Source organism: Rhodococcus sp. UFZ-B548 (genome assembly GCF_903819475.1).
Taxonomy (GTDB): domain Bacteria; phylum Actinomycetota; class Actinomycetes; order Mycobacteriales; family Mycobacteriaceae; genus Rhodococcus_F; species Rhodococcus_F erythropolis.
Genome location: NZ_CAIJDS010000002.1, coordinates 37,894 through 55,790 on the forward strand (window position 1 = coordinate 37,894; position 17,897 = coordinate 55,790).

Here is a 17,897-nt window from a genome sequence, read left to right on the forward strand (position 1 = left end):
CCAGAGCGACGTCACAAGACCATCGCATCGAGCCGGGAGAACACCATGTCTGCAATCACGTCAACCGCACACAACCTCCACGTCACCAAGCCACGTGCCGTACTCGGCGCCACGGTAATTGCTCTCGTCGTCAATCTGATCCTGTGGTTGATCGGCCTCGCATTGGGCGGATCCTTCGAGATGACAGATCAGGGAAAGCCGGCGAGCGTCGCGCCTGGTGGGGTCATCACATTGACGGTGGTGCCACTGCTGGTCGGTTTGTCGGTCGCAATGTTGATCTCACTGAAGTGGGAGCCGATCATCCGCAGCGCCCAGATCGTGGGTGCAGTCGTGGCGCTCGGCACCATCGCTTTGACCATTGCCGCGGACTTCGACGCCGCCAGCACGGTCATGCTCGCGCTGATGCACGTGGTTGTCGCCGCGGGCGTCGTCGTCGCGCTCGAGGCTGTACGTCGGTCCCCCTCGAACTAGACAGCGGTAGGCGGCGCCGAATACGTCTCGACGATCTCGGCTGCCACGTCGCGCAACCGGGTATTCGTCGTCTGAGACTGCTTGCGCAGCATGTGAAATGCGGTGTCGGCGTCGATCCGATGGATGGCCATCAGCATGCCTTTGGCCTGTTCGATCGGCGCCCGGGTCTCGAGCGCACGTTGCAAGGCATCAGCCACCGCCTTGGCGGACTTGAAACGAGAGAAGTCGCCGATCGCGCGTGAGACCGTTGTCGTGAGAATCTCCATGACATCCGCGTCGACGCGGTCGAATGCCGCTGAGGCGCGTCCGTACAGGTTGAACGAACCCAGTCGCTGATCCGGCGTGAAGAGCGGCGCCGCGAGAAAGGACTTGATCCCTTCGTCCTTCGCCGCCGCCGCGAACCGCGGCCAGCGTTCCGCGCTGGTCTCGGCATCGACGACAACGGTTTCACCGGTTCGAGCGGCGTGCAGACATGGTCCGTCGCCGGCGTCGTATTGCTCGATGTCGACACGCAGAGTCCGCGAATCGGTATGAACGGCGGTGTAGGTCTGCCCGGCCAGATCGATGGTGACGCCGATGCTGTCGGCGCCCTCGATGGCGTCGTTCGCGATTTCGACGGCGCGCTGGAGCAAAACCACGAGTTCGTCCTCGTCGCCGATACTTCCTCCGAGCGCTGCCAGCAACTCCCGGACCGCGCTTGCAGTCAGCCGAGTTTCCGCAGCCTCGACGGCGACGTCAGCACCCGTTGCCGTCGCATCGTCCGGCATTACCGACGGCACCGAATCCTCGGTTCTCGGGTCGAAGCCTCTGGGGTCGAAAGCGGTATCCACGACGAAGCATTCTTCCAGCTACCCGGGCCGTCAGGAGAGTGAGTTCGGTGACAGAACCCGGCAAACCGCCGAGTCGTCAACGCCATCGGTCGAGCGCGAGACCCAGATTCCGCCTCGCCCGAGTGTGTTGGCCACGAACCGCGTCCGGACTCAGTTCCAGGACAACTGCGATCTGTGGATACGTCATGCCCTCGACTTCCCGCAAGACCCAGGCGGCGCGCTGACGCAGCGGTAGACGATCGAGTTCGGCTTCAAGAGCGTCGAGAAATGCTGTGCCGCATACTTCCTCGCTCGGATCGCGCAATCGAGTATCGACTTCGTCCCGAAGTCCGTCCACATCGGCGGCGCAGGAGCCGACTTTTCGATGGACATCCGCGATCTTGCGAGAGCAGATCGCGAACAACCAGGTCTTGATGCTCGAGCGCCGCTGAAACCCCGGAAGTTGGCGCCAGGCGGCAACGCAGGTTTCCTGGACGATGTCGTCGACGTCACTCTCACTGGTGACGAGTCGACGGGCAAATCGATACAAGTGCGGGCCGTATCGGCGAACGATGACGTCGAAGGCCGCATGATCGCCGAGCATTGCCGAGTCGACCAGCACCTCGTCACTGAAGTCGGTAAGCAAGCCGTCGAATTGATCTGTCACCGCGCACACTCCTACTAGGGAGCCGTCGCGGGAGTGAGGCCTGGCTATTCTACCGCGTCCACGTCGACGCCCGCGGGAGCGCTCTCAGGCTTCGAGTGCGGAGGCAATGACGGGAAGCCCGATCGGCGCCCCACCGTTGATCAGTTTCTCGAGTAGATCCTGATCGAGGTGCTGCTCGACGAGATCAGCGAGAAGGTCGAGTTGTTGTTCTCGCACCGCGGCAACCGAGGTGTCGGGTGCAGCAACAAAACCGGGAACCGCGATCTCACGCAGCAGGCTGCGCCGAAAGTCGTCACTTTCCAGGAGACCATGCCAGTGTGTCCCTCGAACAGACCCTCGCACACTGCCTTCCGGCACACCGCCCGAGTCCGCCAGCAATGGACGGTCCCCGTTGTGCACGACGCGTCCGTGATGAATCTCGTACCCCGACACCGAGATACCGTCGGCGGAACCGGTTACCTGCGCCAGCACTTTGTCCGAAGCGAATTCGATGTCGAGGTCCAGCAGACCGAGTCCTGCGGTGATCCCTGATCCTGATTCGACGTCATCGACGATGGAATTACCCAGCATCTGGTATCCGCCGCAGACTCCCAGCACCGCCTGCCCGCGGCTCGCTCGGGCGATGATCTCGTCAGCCAGGCCGGTACTCCGCAACCACTCGAGGTCACTCACGGTGGACTTACTACCGGGGATCACCACGAGGTCTGCGTCGCGGATCCGCGACGGATCGGTCACCCACGAAACTGCCACGCCCGGTTCACATGCCAGCGCCTCGACATCCGTCGAGTTGGAGATGCGCGGGAGCCGAACCGCAGCAACGGTGAGCCAGGCCGAACCGACGGGTGGGCCAGGGCGCCCTACCGGGGCGTTGCCGGTGACGCCAAGCGAATCCTCGGCGTCGAGCCAAAGATCGTCGGCAAACGGGATCACTCCGAGAGTGGGTCGACCGGTGAGGCTGCGCAGTTGATCCAGTCCGGGTTCCAACAGTGCAACGTCACCGCGGAATTTGTTGATCACAAATCCCGCGATCAATGCCTGGTCGCTCGGCGAGAGCACAGCAACGGTCCCGAACAGATGGGCCAGGACGCCGCCGCGATCGATGTCACCGACGACGACGACCGGAATCTGCGCAGCCTCAGCCAATCCCATGTTGGCAAGATCCGTTGCGCGCAAGTTGATTTCGGCCGGTGAACCGGCGCCTTCACAGATCACGACGTCGAACTCGGATCGAAGCGATTCGAGATCTTCGGCCACGACGGCGCGAAGCCACTGCCGATGCTGCATGTAATCGCGAGCACCCACCGTGGTCATCGCCTTGCCCCGAACGACCAGTTGCGAAGTGCGATCACTCCCCGGCTTGAGCAGCACGGGATTGAATCGAACACTCGGCTCCAGACCGCATGCCCGCGCCTGAAGTGCCTGCGCACGGCCGATCTCTCCGCCGTCCAGCGTGACCACGGAGTTGTTCGACATGTTCTGTGCCTTGAACGGCGCCACTCGGACGCCTCGACGCGCCAACATGCGACACAATCCGGCTACCAGAACGCTCTTGCCTGCGTCGGAAGTAGTGCCGGCTACCAGCAGAGCGCCGCGCATCGCCGAACTCAAGGCAGGGTGAGAATCTCTGCACCGGTCTCGGTGACCACCAAGGTGTGCTCGAACTGCGCCGTCCACTTACGGTCCTTGGTGACGACGGTCCAGCCGTCCTCCCAGATCTCGTAGTCGATACCACCGAGGTTGATCATCGGTTCGATCGTGAAGACCATGCCCGGTTCGATGATCGTCTCGACCGCGGGCTCGTCGTAGTGCAGGATCACGAGGCCGTTGTGGAAGGTCTCGCCGATTCCGTGTCCGGTGAAGTCCCGGACGACGCCGTACCCGAACCGATGGGCGTAGGACTCGATGACGCGTCCGATCACGTTGAGCGCGCGGCCGGGCTTGACGGCTTTGATGGCCCGCATCGTTGCCTCGTGTGTGCGCTCGACGAGCAAGCGGTTCTCTTCGGACACGTCACCGGCGAGCAACGTCGCATTGGTGTCCCCGTGCACCCCGTTGATGTACGCGGTGACGTCGATATTGACGATGTCTCCGTCCTGGATCACGGTCGAGTCGGGGATTCCGTGGCAGATCACCTCGTTGAGAGACGTGCAGCACGACTTGGGAAAGCTCTTGTAGCCCAACGTCGACGGGTATGCGCCGTGGTCGAGCATGAACTCGTGTGCGATGCGGTCGAGCTCGTCGGTCGTGACACCGGGAGCGACAGCCTTGCCGGCTTCCTGCAGCGCGCCGGCAGCGATCTTGCTGGCGATGCGCATCGCCTCGATCGTCTCCGGCGTCTGAACCCAGGGCTCGTTGCCCTCTTTGGCGGTCGGCTTCCACGCGTACTCGGGCCGCTCGATCTTCGAGGGCACAGCGAGGACGGGAGAGACGGTTCCAGGGACCAATGGGGTACGCACAGACATGCAGAACAGCCTAGACCTCGCGTCGCGCGTCAGCCGGATGCACTCCAGTTCCGGAAAACCGGATCGACGAGAATTCTGATGGGGGTCGACATCGTCTGTCCGAATTCCTCGAAGAGCTTGTCGCGAGATTCGAAGGTGCCCAGATCACGGTCGACGAATTCGGAGAAGTCCAAGCAATCGCACGAAATTGATTTGCCCCAACTGATCGGAGCGCGTCCGATCGCGTCGAACAGTGTCTCCTCGCCGGTATTCGTGAACGGTTCGAGCGCTGAGACCACCGCAGGTGAAACGATCTCGGAGATGTCCTGCCAGCGCCCGTCGACCAGAAATTCCGGCCACGCCAGCAGCACTGACTTCGGAATCACCGCATGTAGACGCCGAAATCTCGGGTACCAGAACTCCCCACGAAGTACGAGACCGCGAACTCGGGTGGCGATACCTCGGCGGCGAGACAACGCTTCGACGATAGCCAGTCTCTGACTGCAGGATCCGCGTCCTCGGCTCAATGTCACCGAGACGGGTTGCCGGTCGTCGAGGCCGTACACCGGCCGAATATTTGCAGCGACGCTGCGATGCGCCGACACCAGGAACTCCTGCGCCGACTGGATCGCACCTTCTGCAATGTCCTCGTAGAGGCGAGCCACGTCATCGTGGCCCCAGTCGAGAATCGGCGTCGCGGTTATATCGCCACCGGACACATCGTGGCGGATGTCACCTTGGCGGATTCCGCCGAGCAGCACGCACGTCATGTCTCAACCGTAGTGCGCGACCGGAATCGGTGGAGCCTGACAGAATCCGAACCGTGAAGAAATGGCTCCTGTTGATCACCGCGATCCTGACCGAGGTGTCTGCGACTCTGTCTCTGCGCGCGGCCCTCGATCACCCCGCCTGGTACGTCGTGGTCGTCGGCGGATATCTCGCAGCATTCACCGCGTTGTCGTTCGTCCTGCGGGAGGGCATGGGACTCGGTGTTGCATACGGAATCTGGGGCGCAACCGGAGTTGTCCTGACCGCGGTGTTCGCGACTTTCCTTTTCGGCGACCCCCTGACAGCCACGATGGGCGTCGGCATTGCCCTGGTCATCGGCGGAGTCCTCTGCGTTGAACTCGGTTCCCAGGTTGCTGCCGACAGCGGGCCGGCGGACCCGGCATGACTTTCGTATTTCTGATCGCTGCAATTATTTCCGAGGTCACCGCGACGTTGTCACTACGGATGGCGTCGCAGGACGGCAGCGACAAACGATGGCTCGCGGTTGTCACCGTGGGGTACCTCGCCGCTTTCGCTTTCCTCACGCTCGCACTCGACGCGGGCCTGACGATCGGCGTTGCGTACGGCATCTGGACTGCTTGCGGGGTGGCGCTAACAGCAATCGCATCCCGCATTCTCTTTCGCGAACCGCTGACCAAGCTCATGATCGTGGGGATCGGCCTTATCGCGGCAGGCGTGCTTCTCATCGAACTCGGTGCGGGCCACTGAACCCAGCAAACAGGGTGTAAGGTTTACCTAACTTTGCTTTGGAGGTAGTCCGCAGTGCCGATCCCTGCCCTTCGTGAAATCGACGGTGGCCTCCACCTGTCGGATTCCGACCGCCACACTCCGATGGCGCGCGCCGTCCCGGCGCCGTTCCAACTGACGACGTACATCGTCGAGACCGACCACATCACCCAGTGGCCACAGCACGCTCATGCCGAGCACGAACTCATCTGGTCCGACCGCGGCGTCGTCAACATGATCATCGACAATCAACTCTGGACCGTCACGCCCGGCGTCGGCCTGTGGATCCCTCGCGGGGTCCTCCACGAAGGTCAAGCCAATCCCCACGTCGCATTCCGCGCCACTCTCTTCACCCCCGAGTTGTGGACTCCCACCTGGAACGAACCGTGCATCGTGACCTTGAGTGAGGCAGCCCGGGTACTGCTGATACACCTCGCCCATACCGGAATGCCTGCAGAACAACGCCTTCGGGCACAGCAGGTCTGTGTCGATCTCCTCACCCCGGCATCGGCACCTCACTTCGATGTACCGATCCCCCGCGATCCCCGGCTTCGACAACTCGTCGACAAAGTGTTGTCGGATCCCGCCGACGATCGGTCACTCGACCAGTGGGCGCACGTTCTCAACCTCAGCCGACGCACGGTCACCCGGATTTTTGCCGCGGAACTTGCGCTCAGTTTTGCGCAATGGCGCACTCTGGTTCGCATGAGCACAGCACTGGGCATGCTCGGGACCGGGATGAGTGTGAACGCCGTCAGCCGTCGAGTCGGGTACGGGACGTCGAGCTCGTTCATCGCTGCTTTCCGTAAGACGGTCGGCTACACCCCTGGCAATGCGCTCGCCGCTGTCAACTGACTCGAGCCTGACCTGTTGTCGACATCTGCTGGCCCCTTCGCTACACGCACGCGCCCTACATTCACTTAGGTAAGCCTGCTCTCATGTGCGTACCGCACTGAGTCGTGCAAGCACTTCCCCGATCAATCCCGAGGAGTTTCGCGTGTTCAGATCTGCCCGTCAGAGAATTCGTCCCCAACGGAAGAGGCGAATTGTCGTTGCGCTGATGGTGGCGGCCGCACTGCCTCTGACCGCCTGCACGCAGTCGTCATCGGACGCCCAGGAAAATAGTTCGTCGGCATCTGCTGTCGAGGACGGCGCATACCCCGTCACGATCGAGCACGCATTCGGCGGCACCACCATCGACAAGGAACCGACCAGGATCCTCACCCTCGATTCCGCAGCGGCCGACACTGTCATCGCCCTCGGCGTCACTCCGATTGCAATGCAGAAGGACTCGTGGGCCGGCGACGCCGACGGCTTCCTCCCGTGGACGCGCGCGGAACTCGAGAAGTCGGGCCAGCCGCTGCCCACACCGGCGCCGTACTACTCCGACAGCGGTGAGCTTCTGTTCGAGCAGATCCTCAATGCCGCACCCGACCTGATTCTGGCCCCGTACTCCGGTTTCTCCGAGCAGGACTATTCGCGTCTGAGCTCGATCGCCCCGACACTCCCCTACGACACCAAGCCGTACCAGCCGAGTTCGTGGCAAAACCTCGCCACCGATGTCGGCAAGGCCTTGGGGCGCCCGGCCCAGACCGCGGATTTGATCAAGTCCGTCGAAAAGACGGTGGAAGAGTCGAAGACCAGCCATCCTGAATTCAATGGAGTCACGTTCGCCTTCGGGTCTTACATCCGCGAAGGCGAAACCGAAACGGCCATCTACGGCCCGGACGATCCGCGCGTGAAGTTCGTCGAAAACCTCGGACTCACAGTCGCTCCCGACGTGGTCAACGGTGCCAAGAACTTTGCAGGCGACTCGTTCCTGTTCGGCATCAGCATGGAAAAGCTCGACACGATAAACACCGACGTATATCTCGGATGGGCAAGCGATCAGTCGGAAGTCGACAGCACGTTGGCCAACACCCTGTTCGCACGGTGGCCGGTTATCGCCAACGGGAAGGACTTGTGGATCACCGACAATCGCCTGACAGCCGCCACCATGTACGTCAGCGTTTTGAGCGTTCCATGGGCAACTGACGAGCTGGTCCCCCAGTTGACCGAACTGGTTGCGAAGTAGCAGCTCGGCCCTCCTGATCAGAGACTTGTAGGCCACTCACTGCGCAGCGTTGCAAAAACCACAGTGTCGGTCCACTCGTTCTTGATCCACGCGTTCTGCCGAAAATGTGCCTCTCGCCGCAACCCGATTCGCCGCGCGAGTCGCGCCGAGGATTCGTTTCTCGCATCCATCTGCGCGACCACGCGGCGCAATCGGGGTGTCGCGAAGACCAGGTCGATCAGAGCGGTCACAGCTTCCGTCGCGAATCCTCGGCCGCCGAAGTCGGGCGAGAATGCCCACCCGACTTCGGCGGTGCGCTCGGTGTCGACAGCGTCCCCTGATTCGTCGACTAGCCAGGCACTCACGCTTCCGACAACCCGGCCCTCGTATTCGACGACAAGAGCCACCGCGCCCGCTCTCAGGTCGCGGCGAGACATTCTGGTCTGCACTGCCTCTCGCGCATCGTCCGGGCTCCAGGGTTCGTTGAACAAATACCGGCACACGTCGCTACGCCCGTAGAAGGTGAGAAGGTCCTGATGATCGCCGGGACGGTAGGTACGAAGCACCAGTCGATCCGTCCGAATTGTTACCGGCGCAGTCGTCGGCGTCATGCCTGCGTCCTCCACATCCATGCCGTCACGGTAGATCCTCTCGGATTCGTGGGCGAGCGAATATCGCGAGGATGTCCAGCGCTCAATGTTTGATTTGCCCCGTGGCGGGATACTTCACCACCGTAAATAGTCGCAATACGGAGTTACGCCAGGCAATTTCGCACTTGATACCAAGGGGCGGTCATGGCCGAGGAATCACTGGTCAAGCAAGGTGTGGCAAAAGGAAGCGCGCTGGGCGGAGCCGTTCTTCTCGTCACCGTCGGCGTGCTCGAAATTCTCCAAGGCATCTCGGCGATATCCAAGGACGATGTGACCGTTGTCGGCCCTGAATACGCGTACCAATTCGACCTCACCTCCTGGGGATGGATTCACCTCGTACTCGGCGTGCTCGTCACCGCTGTCGGAATCATGCTCTTCACCGGCGCGACGTGGGCACGGGTAGGCGCGATAATCTTCTGTTCGCTCTCGATCCTCGCGAATTTCCTGTGGCTACCCCACTCTCCGTGGTGGTCGATCACCATCATCGCGCTCGACGTATTCGTCATCTGGGCTGTCGCGACATGGAATCCCGACGTGATCTGAGGTCTCGACTTCGGATACACCCATCGAATTCAGCGTTTTCATCTGTGCGGCAGTAGTTTCCCTCCGGAGAGGAACATGATGGCAAACGGCACGAACGACGGCCCACTCCAGGAGGACGAACGTGCCGAACTAGCCAGGTTGCGGCAAGAGGTTGCAACACTTCGAGAGCAGACTCCCAGCGCCCGCGAAACGACCGTCGAGCAAGTCTCCCGGCCACCTCGACACGGACTCCGGTGGACTGCCGTGGCGATACTGCTGGTGTTGGTCGCCCTCCTTGCAGTCTTGTCCGTGACCACCCGCTTCACCCGTAGTCAGATACTCGATACGGACCGCTACGTCAGCACGGTCGCGCCACTGGGCGAGAATCCCGCCGTGCAGGCCGAGATCACGAATCAGATCACCGACGAGATCTTCGATCGTGTCGACGTCGAGGGGCTCACCACCGACGCACTCACCGCACTGACCGACGTGTCGAATCTTGCGGCCAACGCGCCGCGTCTAGATCAAGCCGTAGTGGGGTTGGCACCGGTGATCGCCGGCCAGGCAAAGAGCTTTGTTCACGACACGGTGGGCTCGCTCGTTCGGTCACAACAGTTCGAGGACTTGTGGATTCAAGCGAACCGATCGGCGCACAACGCACTGGTCTCGGTCATGACCGGAGATTACGGCCCCAATTCCGTCGAAGTCGATCAGAGCGGAACCGTCAGCATTTCGCTCAGTACGATCATCGACAGGGTCAAAGCAGCTTTGATCGACCGCGGCTTCGCCTTCGCAGACAAAATCCCCTCCGTGGACAAGGAATTTGTTCTCTTCCAGTCCCCCGAGCTGGTGAAGGCTCAGCGAGCCGTCTCGGCACTCGACAAGGTCTCAGCGGTGCTGCCGTGGTTGGGAATCGCTTGCGCGGCAGCCGCTGTCGCCGTTGCGCCAACCGGTCGCAGGCTCCGCGCACTGTCCCTGGTCGGCCTGTCGATTGCGTTGGGAATGCTGGTTCTCGCGATCGGAATTCTCATCGGACGCGCAATCTACCTCGACAGTGTGCCCACCGATATCCTCTCGCCAGACGCCGCCACTGCCGTCATCGACACAGTTCTGGTACCACTGCGCACGAGCCTGCGAGCGGTCGCGGTCCTCGGCGTGGTGATAGGGCTCGGGGCCTACCTGGTCGGTGGGTCGTCGTCGGCGATCGCCGTTCGACGAGGCTACGGGCAGGCATTGGACTTCGTCCGGCATTCTTCAAGCGGCCGTACGCCGAATCAGGTGGAGCGGTGGGCCAATCAGCTTCGTGTTCCGCTGCGCTGCGCCATCATCGGCATCGCCGCACTGTTGCTGCTCTTCTGGCGCTACCCCACCGGTCTGGTCGTGGGTTGGATCGTCATCATTGCGCTGGTTGCACTCGTAGCTCTCGAAGTGCTGGTTCGTCCCGCACGCGCCGCCGCGCAGGACGCCCGGCCTGACGACGCCGGAACCGACGACGCCAGGCCTGGGGCAGAAGATACAAAAACTACGCCAGCGCCTTTGCCTTGATTGCCTGGAATTCCTCTTCGTTGATCGCGCCGGAGTCGAGAAGCTCTCTGGCGTCGGCAATCTGCTGAGTCGGAGACCTGCCGGCGACGGTTCGAATGTAGTCACTCTGCGCGTGTATGTGCTGTTGAGCGGCCTCCATCGACCGCCGAGTCATTCCGTCATTCTTGACAACCACGTAGATCATCGCGGACAAGAATGGAATGACGAAGAGGAAAATCATCCACAACGCCTTGGCCCAACCCGAAGTCTCGTGATCACGGAACAAGTCGGTGATGATCGAGAACAACACGCTCAAATACGCCACAAAGGCAAAGCAGACGAAGATGAACCAGAAGAATTCCCAGAAACCTTCCATGTCAACGCTCCCTGTACTCGGTTTACACATAAGGAGTTCGGGAGGCTGACATTCCGCGCCTGAAATCTGCAGTCGGCCAAAACTCCCTGGTCCAAGGTCATTTCAGTATGCGCCGACGACGTCCGTTCCGGCTACAGTTCGAGAGGGTTCAGCACTGCGGACCGTTCATCCATTATCGGAATCACGATCATCCGGTTCGAGATCTCGTGTCTGGCCGCCTTTTCGACAAGGAGAGGCACGAAATCACGTATCCGACACCCCGCAAAACGTTGGTGAATTGTTCGCACTCTGTTTTCGATCTCCGGTGGAGGAACATTCGGATACCGGGAAATCAGGCGAGTGATCACCCGCTCGACGTGGAGCAACTCTTCGTCGCCAGTCATTCATTAATGGTCGTCCGTCCAGGCGACTGCGTCAAGACTCGAAACAGGTTCGAAAACAACACGATTCGGGTCTCGATCACGGAGAGAATAGGTTGACCGAATACGGGGCATACACATACGAGCGGACGATGCCCCGCGCGCTCACGTCTCCAAGGAGTGGAAGTGGGAAAGAACGCTCGGATTCTTCACGACGACGCGGCACTCGTCGCAGAAAAACCGATGAAGAACAAGGTATACCGCCACGAACTCAAGCCGATGCACGGTGAGCTCGTGGCTTTGCAGGAGTGGGTCAAATCGTCTGGCGCCAAGGTCTGCATCGTGTTCGAAGGCCGAGATACCGCGGGGAAGGGCGGAGTAATCAAAGCCATCACCGAACGCGTGAGTCCACGAGTGTTCCGGGTGGTTGCTCTACCGGCGCCGACCGAGCGAGAGCATTCGCAGATGTATGTCCAGCGTTACGTCCCACATCTCCCGGCGGCGGGCGAGATCGTCATCTTCGACCGAAGTTGGTACAACCGTGCCGGAGTCGAACGAGTGATGGGCTTTTGCACCGAAGAACAGGCTCATCAATTTCTCCAGCTCATTCCGACCGTCGAACGCGCGATCGTGGAATCGGGAGTCATCCTGCTCAAGTACTGGCTCGAGGTCAGCGAAGAACAGCAGCTCTTACGTCTGCAAAGCCGGATCGACGATCCTCGAAAGATCTGGAAGCTGTCGAATCTCGATCTGAAGTCGTTCAGTCATTGGTACGACTACTCGCGTGCTCGCGACGAGATGTTTCGCTTCACCGACACCGGCTGGGCGCCCTGGTATGTCGCAAACAACGACGACAAGAAACGCGGACGACTCAACATCATCAGTCACATTTTGAGTCAGATCCCCTACGAGCCCGTGCAATCCACTGACATCACCCTGCCGAAACGGCAGAAGGCCCACGGCTACCAGACGCCCAAACAACCGCTTCACTGGATTCCGACCCGGTATTGACGATCGCCAAGGAAAGGACGTGCGGTCATGAGCCCCACGCCGTGGCATGCGCAGAGTGGCGAATCAGTCGTGTCCGTACTGCAGTCGGACCAGCAGCGCGGACTGCAATCGAGTGAGGCCGACCAACGTCGACAACGCTACGGGTCGAACGAAATCACCTCGACGCCACCGCCGTCGACGTGGTCGATCGCACTGCTGCAACTGAAAGATCCGATGAACTTGATGCTCGTCGCCGTGGCCGCGGTCAGCATCGCCATCGGTGAAGTGCCGACAGCGATCGTGGTGGCGGTGCTCGTCGTGCTCAACATCGTCCTCGGAACTCGACAGGAGTTGAAGGCACGGGCCAGCGTCGACGCGCTCGCCAAGATGCAGACACCCCAAGCACGTGTCATTCGTGACGGGAACCTGATTCAGCTCGACGCTACCGAACTGGTGCCGGGTGACGTCGTCCAAGTCGAGGCAGGAGACATCATCGCTGCCGACGGGCGGTTGCTCGCCTCGACCACCCTGGAGACACAGGAAGCCGCATTGACCGGGGAAAGCGCGCCGATCCCGAAGGACCCGAAAACGCTGAGCAATGAGGATATTCCACTCGGAGACCGCAGCAATCTGGTGTTCCAGAACACCTCGGTCACCCGCGGCACAGCGACCATGGTGGTCACCGAGACCGGAATGCAGACGCAGATCGGCCAGATCGCGTCGATGTTGTCGGCCGTCGCCCCTGGCAAGTCGCCACTGCAACGAGAATTGGACTCTCTCACCAAACTTCTCGGCATCATCGCGTGGACAGCCGTGATCGTCATCGTCGTCATCGGACTCATTCGTGGTCAGGACCTGACAACGCTTCTGCTCCTTGGTATCGCGATGGGAGTGTCCGCGATTCCGACCGGCCTGCCAACCTTCGTCCAGGCAATGCTGGCCTACGGGGCCCGTCAACTGGCCGACGCCAAGGCCGTCGTGAAGAACCTGACCGACGTCGAAACTCTCGGCGCGACCAGTGCAATCAACTCGGACAAGACCGGCACGCTGACCATGAACCAGATGACCGTCCGATCGCTGTACGTCCACGGCCGTTGGTACACAGTCGACGGCGAAGGCTACGCCAAAGCGGGAAGGATCACGCAGGTTGCCGGCGAGGCACCGCCCGACTTCACCCTTCTCGCATACGGACTGTGTCTCGACAGCGATGCAACGGTTTCCGATTCCGGGGAAGTTGTCGGCGACCCGACCGAGGCCGCACTCGTGGTGCTCGCGGCAAAGATCGGTGCCGACGCCCCACTCACCAGACGGACCTACCCGCGGGTGGCGACGGTTCCGTTCGATTCCGCGTACAAGTTCATGGCCACGTACCACCATCTCGAAGTCGACGGCTCAAGTCAGTTCGTCGGATTGGTCAAGGGCGGACCCGATGTCGTCCTCGCTCGTTGTTCTTCGGCCTTTCTCCCCGGCCGCCGGCAGGTCCCGATCGAGGAAGTCCGAGACGAACTCACGGCAGCAAATCAGTCCATGTCCGAGAAGGGTCTTCGGGTGCTGGCATTCGCGGTCAGACGACTCGACGGACGGGAAGACGCTGTCGTGGCGGACCCTATGTCCTTTGTCGAGGACCTGACGTTTGTCGGTATGGCAGGCATCATCGACCCGCTGCGTCCGGAGGCGGTCGATTCGGTGCGAACCGCACACCGGGCCGGCATCGAGGTCCGCATGATCACCGGCGACCATGCCATCACCGCCGCCGCGATCGGTGCCGAACTCGGACTCGGCCCGGGCGCGGTCGGCGGAGCCGAATTGCAAGCGATGACCGATGACGAACTCTCGGCCGCGTTGCCGAACCTGCACGTGTTCGGCCGAGTCACTCCGCAGGACAAACTTCGCTTGGTCGATGTCATGCAGAGCGGTGGCGCCGTGGTCGCGATGACCGGAGATGCTGTCAACGACGCCGCCGCGTTGAAGAAGGCCGATATCGGCGTCGCCATGGGCTCGGGCAGTGAGGTAACCAAACAGGCGGGCAAGATGGTGCTCACCGACGACAACTTCGGAACCCTCATCACCGCGATCACCCTGGGCCGCAACATCTACGAGAAGATCGTCTCGTACATCCGCTACCAGATGTCGAAACTCTTCTCGTTGGTTCTCCTCTTCCTCGCCGCGAGCATCTTCAACATCAACGAGGGTGTGGCACTGACACCGCTGATGGTGCTGTTCCAGCACTTCTTCATCACACTGTTCCCCGTCGCCGTGATCATGCTCGACCCGCCGCCACCGGATCTGATGAACAAGCCGCCACGCGATCCCAAGATGCCGATCGCACATCGAAGCGCAGTCGCTCAGTGGCTCGCGTACGGCGTCTTGCAATTTGCCGTGACACTCGCAGCGATGCTTCTCGCACCCGGCGAAATGAGCACTACTGAGGCGAATGTCCCCATGACCACCGCATTCGTAGTGCTCTCGCTCGGTTCGATATTCGCTGGGTTGACCATGCGGCGTGATCCCGAGTCCGGCCTTGTTCCGCCGGTTCTCGGTGCCATCAAGATCTTGACCATCCCCACGGTCGTGACCGTATTTGCCGTCGAGGCGGGTGTTCTCCAGGATCTCCTCATGACAACCTCACTGACCGGCGCCCAGTGGCTCGTCTGCCTAGGCTGGTCGCTGATCATCCCGGTTGTCGTCGAGTTGGAAAAGGCGATCCGACGCCGCCGCCTCTCACCGACACCTGTCGCCATCACCGCGACCACTGCAGTTGCCCCCGAGCGCGCCCGTCACTCCGCTGAGGGAGGGACAATCACACGATGACGTGGACGGAGGGTCTAGGTCGGCTACCGGGGATCGCGACTGCCCGCGGGTACCGCCGCGAATGGCTGCGAACCGACATCACAGCAGGGCTCGTCTTGACGGCCCTGCTGATCCCGGCGGGGATGGGCTACGCCGAGGCCGCCGGATTGCCCGCGTACGCCGGTCTGTACGCAACCATCGTGCCGTTGCTCGCGTACGCGGTAGTCGGACCGTCGAAGATTCTTGTACTCGGGCCTGATTCGTCGCTGGCACCGCTCATCGCCGCCGCAGTCATACCGCTGGCGGTGGTCGGCGATTCGGAGAACGCGCTTGCACTCGCCGGGGTTCTCGCCGTCCTTGTCGGGCTCATCCTGGTGATCGGCGGATTCCTGCGTCTGGGTTTCGTGACCGAACTCCTCTCGAAACCGATCCGCCTCGGCTACCTCAACGCCATCGCGCTCGTCGTCGTAATCGGTCAGATTCCCAAGCTGCTCGGTTTCTCCGTCGACGCGTCCGGCCTCCTCGGTGAAATCGGTGAGATCGGAAAGGCTCTGGCCGGTGGAGATGTCGATCCCCTCGCTGCCGTCGTCGGCGTGGGTTCACTCATTGTCATTGTGGTCTTCCGGCTCTGGGTACCAGTTGTACCCGGTGTGCTGGTCGCCGTCGTCGCGGCAATAGTCTTGTCCGCCGCCGCCGGTCTCACCGATGACATCGGCATGGTCGGCGCACTGCCGGAAGGACTTCCCCTCCCCTCTCTCGGTGGAGTCACCTGGCAAGACGTCGGGCACCTGATCGGACCGGCGGCCGGTATCGCGCTGATTGCCTTCGCCGACACCGGCGTTCTCTCGCGCACCTTCGCCGCCCGACACGGCGAGGACGTGAACGGCAGTACCGAGATGAAGGCGATCGGTGTCGCGAACGTGGCCGGCGGACTGTTCGGCGGATTTCCGATATCGGCGAGCGGATCACGGACGCCGGTAGCCGAACAGAGTGGGGCGCATACACAATTGGCCGGTGTCGTCGGAGCACTCGCCGTCCTGGTGTTTGTCCTCGTCGCTCCCGGACTGACGGCATATCTGCCCGATGCAACACTGGCCGCCGTCGTCATCGTCGCCGCGTGTGCACTGATCGACGTGGGCGGCATGGTCCGCATGTGGCGCATGAGCACCGTGGAATTCGGCCTCGCCGTCGCGGCGTTTCTGGGCGTTGCCCTGGTCGGGGTGCTTCAAGGCATCCTTGTTGCGATCGGACTCTCCTTCGTAGCGGTCATCGCGCAGGTATGGCAGCCACATCGAACCGAACTCGTCGAGACGGGCGAACCCGCGGGATTCCACGACGTCGAACGCCACCCGGACGGACATCGCATCCCCGGCCTCGTGTTGGTGAGATTTGACGCACCACTGTTTTTCGCGAACGGCGAGATCTTCGACGAGTACGTTCGCTCCGTCGTCGCCAAGGCACCCGACCCGGTCGAATGGGTGGTCATTGCCGCCGAGCCGATCACCGGACTCGACACGACCGCCGTCGACGAACTCGTCGATCTGGATACATTTTTGGAGGGCAAAGGAATTCGATTGGCATTCGCGGAGATGAAAGGTCCGATCAAGGATCGACTCATCCGATTCGGGGTCGGCGACAGGTTCGATTCGACGCACTTCTACCCGACCATCGAAGCGGCCGTGAACGCATTCCGCACCCGAACCGGCGACTGACAACGCCAGGCAATCGGGAGCCTAAGCTGCATTAGGTACCGTTTGGTATGGGATTCACGACGGACAACGTTCCGGCTCGCCGTATCGCTCAGGTCGCCGGGGTGGGTGGGATTGCCGTCGGTGTCATTGCGCTGATCTCGTTGTACTCCACCAAGCCGATCAACCCGTTGATCGCCGTGGCCTCCTTTGTCCCGATGCTGCTTGCAGTCACACTCGCAGCGTCCCTGATATGCCTGGTTTTTCGCCGCTGGATCCTGCTGGCGATTTCGGTGGTACTGATAGCGGTGGGCGCGTCGGTGATCAGTCCATTGTATGTAGCAAACAGTTCCGAAATCGACGGGCCGTCTCTGCGTGTAATGCAAGCGAACCTTCTCTTCGGGCAGGCAGACCCCGTCAGTTTGACTGCGACGGTGCGTGAGAAGGCAGTCGATGTCCTGACGGTTCAGGAACTGACCACATCACTCGAAGGCTCTCTGAGAGATCAAGGGCTCGAGCAACTGCTGCCGCATCACTACTTGGTACCGGACGAGGCCGGCGGGGGTGGCGCAGGTATTTACAGTCGTTATCCGCTGACGGAAACTCGGGAATTGAACGGCTTCGGACCTACCAATCTTGTTGCCGAAGTGGGATTCTCAACCCCGTTCACCCTTCTGGCGGTTCACCCCGGACCGGCGTACGTGACCCCGCCCGACGTGTGGACTGCCGAGCTGAGCACTTTGCGAAACGCGCTCGACGCCGCTGCCGCGGAGGGAACCGTCGTCGTCAGTGGCGATTTCAACACGACCTTCACGCACAAGCAATTCCGTGAGCTTCTCGACGTCGGCTACTCCGATACCGCAGACCAATTGGGAGTCGGCATCGTTCGCACCTACCCGGCGGACAAAAAATTTCCCGCGATCGTCGGCATCGACCATGTACTTCTGCGGGGTGCACAGGCGAAGACTCTCGAGCGCATCGAGATCGAAGGTTCCGATCACTACGGCTTGATCGTCGACGTGGCGATCCCCCAGTAGTCGGA

Annotated in this window: 19 protein-coding genes; 11 read left to right on the top strand and 8 right to left on the bottom strand. The window is 61.5% G+C overall.

Annotated elements, in window-relative coordinates; translation table 11 throughout:
• Positions 1-45: 45 nt before the first annotated feature.
• Positions 46-471 carry a DUF6069 family protein gene (locus H7C86_RS02960; protein ID WP_182261075.1) on the top strand — a complete coding sequence of 142 codons (426 nt, stop codon included), beginning with the start codon at positions 46-48 and terminating at the stop codon, positions 469-471.
• Here the strand turns inward: H7C86_RS02960 and H7C86_RS02965 are convergent.
• The 5 genes from H7C86_RS02965 to H7C86_RS02985 all read right to left on the bottom strand — a co-directional run bounded on the left by H7C86_RS02965 (position 468) and on the right by H7C86_RS02985 (position 5,158).
• The gene (locus H7C86_RS02965; RefSeq protein ID WP_019748033.1) at positions 468-1,301 is read right to left on the bottom strand and encodes a GAF and ANTAR domain-containing protein; all 834 of its coding nucleotides are present in this window, start codon (positions 1,299-1,301) and stop codon (positions 468-470) included. The genes H7C86_RS02960 and H7C86_RS02965 overlap by 4 nt on opposite strands.
• Positions 1,302-1,377: 76 nt before the next feature.
• A complete protein-coding gene (locus H7C86_RS02970; RefSeq protein ID WP_020969378.1) occupies positions 1,378-1,947 on the bottom strand; it encodes an RNA polymerase sigma factor in 570 nt (189 codons plus the stop codon).
• Between the two features lie 84 nt (positions 1,948-2,031).
• A complete protein-coding gene (locus H7C86_RS02975) occupies positions 2,032-3,543 on the bottom strand; it encodes a cobyric acid synthase (RefSeq protein ID WP_182261076.1) in 1,512 nt (503 codons plus the stop codon).
• Between the two features lie 8 nt (positions 3,544-3,551).
• Complete coding sequence (gene map, locus H7C86_RS02980; protein ID WP_182261077.1) at positions 3,552-4,409, bottom strand: type I methionyl aminopeptidase; 858 nt, start codon at positions 4,407-4,409, stop codon at positions 3,552-3,554.
• A 29-nt stretch (positions 4,410-4,438) separates the two neighbouring features.
• Positions 4,439-5,158 carry a transglutaminase domain-containing protein gene (locus H7C86_RS02985; protein ID WP_042951657.1) on the bottom strand — a complete coding sequence of 240 codons (720 nt, stop codon included), beginning with the start codon at positions 5,156-5,158 and terminating at the stop codon, positions 4,439-4,441.
• A 53-nt stretch (positions 5,159-5,211) separates the two neighbouring features.
• Here H7C86_RS02985 and H7C86_RS02990 point away from each other — a divergent pair, with 53 nt between their 5' ends.
• From H7C86_RS02990 to H7C86_RS03005, 4 genes are all read left to right on the top strand, one after another.
• Positions 5,212-5,562: a multidrug efflux SMR transporter gene (locus H7C86_RS02990; RefSeq protein WP_019748028.1), complete on the top strand. Its 351-nt coding sequence runs from the start codon at positions 5,212-5,214 to the stop codon at positions 5,560-5,562.
• On the top strand, positions 5,559-5,885 hold the full coding sequence (locus H7C86_RS02995; protein WP_019748027.1) for a multidrug efflux SMR transporter: 327 nt from the start codon (positions 5,559-5,561) through the stop codon (positions 5,883-5,885). The genes H7C86_RS02990 and H7C86_RS02995 overlap by 4 nt, the downstream gene beginning before the upstream one ends.
• A gap of 54 nt (positions 5,886-5,939) precedes the next feature.
• Positions 5,940-6,758, top strand: coding sequence for an AraC family transcriptional regulator (locus H7C86_RS03000; RefSeq protein WP_020907402.1), 819 nt, complete (start codon positions 5,940-5,942; stop codon positions 6,756-6,758).
• A gap of 142 nt (positions 6,759-6,900) precedes the next feature.
• Positions 6,901-7,977: an ABC transporter substrate-binding protein gene (locus H7C86_RS03005; RefSeq protein ID WP_225989566.1), complete on the top strand. Its 1,077-nt coding sequence runs from the start codon at positions 6,901-6,903 to the stop codon at positions 7,975-7,977.
• A 17-nt stretch (positions 7,978-7,994) separates the two neighbouring features.
• Here H7C86_RS03005 and H7C86_RS03010 read toward each other — a convergent pair whose 3' ends face one another.
• Positions 7,995-8,588 (bottom strand): GNAT family N-acetyltransferase, encoded by a 594-nt coding sequence (locus H7C86_RS03010; protein WP_135000349.1) that lies wholly within the window; start codon positions 8,586-8,588, stop codon positions 7,995-7,997.
• A gap of 162 nt (positions 8,589-8,750) precedes the next feature.
• Here H7C86_RS03010 and H7C86_RS03015 point away from each other — a divergent pair, with 162 nt between their 5' ends.
• Both H7C86_RS03015 and H7C86_RS03020 read left to right on the top strand, forming a co-directional pair.
• Positions 8,751-9,149: a hypothetical protein gene (locus H7C86_RS03015; RefSeq protein ID WP_019748023.1), complete on the top strand. Its 399-nt coding sequence runs from the start codon at positions 8,751-8,753 to the stop codon at positions 9,147-9,149.
• A gap of 78 nt (positions 9,150-9,227) precedes the next feature.
• Positions 9,228-10,673 carry an ABC transporter ATP-binding protein gene (locus H7C86_RS03020; protein WP_182261162.1) on the top strand — a complete coding sequence of 482 codons (1,446 nt, stop codon included), beginning with the start codon at positions 9,228-9,230 and terminating at the stop codon, positions 10,671-10,673.
• Here H7C86_RS03020 and H7C86_RS03025 read toward each other — a convergent pair.
• Both H7C86_RS03025 and H7C86_RS37135 read right to left on the bottom strand, forming a co-directional pair.
• On the bottom strand, positions 10,651-11,028 hold the full coding sequence (locus H7C86_RS03025) for an SHOCT domain-containing protein (protein ID WP_020969370.1): 378 nt from the start codon (positions 11,026-11,028) through the stop codon (positions 10,651-10,653). The genes H7C86_RS03020 and H7C86_RS03025 overlap by 23 nt on opposite strands.
• A 131-nt stretch (positions 11,029-11,159) precedes the next feature.
• Positions 11,160-11,411, bottom strand: a complete 252-nt coding sequence (locus H7C86_RS37135) for a three-helix bundle dimerization domain-containing protein (RefSeq protein WP_019748020.1) — start codon at positions 11,409-11,411, stop codon at positions 11,160-11,162.
• 219 nt (positions 11,412-11,630) lie between these two features.
• Here H7C86_RS37135 and ppk2 point away from each other — a divergent pair, with 219 nt between their 5' ends.
• The 4 genes from ppk2 to H7C86_RS03045 are packed head-to-tail and all read left to right on the top strand — an operon-like array spanning position 11,631 to position 17,892.
• Positions 11,631-12,398, top strand: a complete 768-nt coding sequence (ppk2, locus tag H7C86_RS03030; RefSeq protein ID WP_153212522.1) for a polyphosphate kinase 2 — start codon at positions 11,631-11,633, stop codon at positions 12,396-12,398.
• A 27-nt stretch (positions 12,399-12,425) separates the two neighbouring features.
• Positions 12,426-15,188 carry a cation-transporting P-type ATPase gene (locus H7C86_RS03035; RefSeq protein ID WP_182261078.1) on the top strand — a complete coding sequence of 921 codons (2,763 nt, stop codon included), beginning with the start codon at positions 12,426-12,428 and terminating at the stop codon, positions 15,186-15,188.
• Positions 15,185-16,879 (top strand): SulP family inorganic anion transporter, encoded by a 1,695-nt coding sequence (locus tag H7C86_RS03040; protein WP_021343951.1) that lies wholly within the window; start codon positions 15,185-15,187, stop codon positions 16,877-16,879. Before H7C86_RS03035 ends, H7C86_RS03040 begins: the two co-directional genes overlap by 4 nt.
• 47 nt (positions 16,880-16,926) lie before the next feature.
• Positions 16,927-17,892 (top strand): endonuclease/exonuclease/phosphatase family protein, encoded by a 966-nt coding sequence (locus H7C86_RS03045; RefSeq protein ID WP_182261079.1) that lies wholly within the window; start codon positions 16,927-16,929, stop codon positions 17,890-17,892.
• Positions 17,893-17,897: the final 5 nt, after the last annotated feature.

Bases quoted from the DNA above. Each gene is read 5' to 3' on its own strand.
- H7C86_RS02960 (WP_182261075.1), top strand. From the start codon at position 46: ATGTCTGCAATCACGTCAACCGCACACAACCTCCACGTCACCAAGCCA.
- H7C86_RS02975 (WP_182261076.1), bottom strand. From the start codon at position 3,543: ATGCGCGGCGCTCTGCTGGTAGCCGGCACTACTTCCGACGCAGGCAAG.
- map (WP_182261077.1), bottom strand. From the start codon at position 4,409: ATGTCTGTGCGTACCCCATTGGTCCCTGGAACCGTCTCTCCCGTCCTC.
- H7C86_RS02985 (WP_042951657.1), bottom strand. From the start codon at position 5,158: ATGACGTGCGTGCTGCTCGGCGGAATCCGCCAAGGTGACATCCGCCAC.
- H7C86_RS02995 (WP_019748027.1), top strand. From the start codon at position 5,559: ATGACTTTCGTATTTCTGATCGCTGCAATTATTTCCGAGGTCACCGCG.
- H7C86_RS03010 (WP_135000349.1), bottom strand. From the start codon at position 8,588: ATGGATGTGGAGGACGCAGGCATGACGCCGACGACTGCGCCGGTAACA.
- H7C86_RS03015 (WP_019748023.1), top strand. From the start codon at position 8,751: ATGGCCGAGGAATCACTGGTCAAGCAAGGTGTGGCAAAAGGAAGCGCG.
- H7C86_RS03020 (WP_182261162.1), top strand. From the start codon at position 9,228: ATGGCAAACGGCACGAACGACGGCCCACTCCAGGAGGACGAACGTGCC.
- H7C86_RS03025 (WP_020969370.1), bottom strand. From the start codon at position 11,028: ATGGAAGGTTTCTGGGAATTCTTCTGGTTCATCTTCGTCTGCTTTGCC.
- H7C86_RS37135 (WP_019748020.1), bottom strand. From the start codon at position 11,411: ATGACTGGCGACGAAGAGTTGCTCCACGTCGAGCGGGTGATCACTCGC.
- ppk2 (WP_153212522.1), top strand. From the start codon at position 11,631: ATGAAGAACAAGGTATACCGCCACGAACTCAAGCCGATGCACGGTGAG.
- H7C86_RS03035 (WP_182261078.1), top strand. From the start codon at position 12,426: ATGAGCCCCACGCCGTGGCATGCGCAGAGTGGCGAATCAGTCGTGTCC.
- H7C86_RS03040 (WP_021343951.1), top strand. From the start codon at position 15,185: ATGACGTGGACGGAGGGTCTAGGTCGGCTACCGGGGATCGCGACTGCC.
- H7C86_RS03045 (WP_182261079.1), top strand. From the start codon at position 16,927: ATGGGATTCACGACGGACAACGTTCCGGCTCGCCGTATCGCTCAGGTC.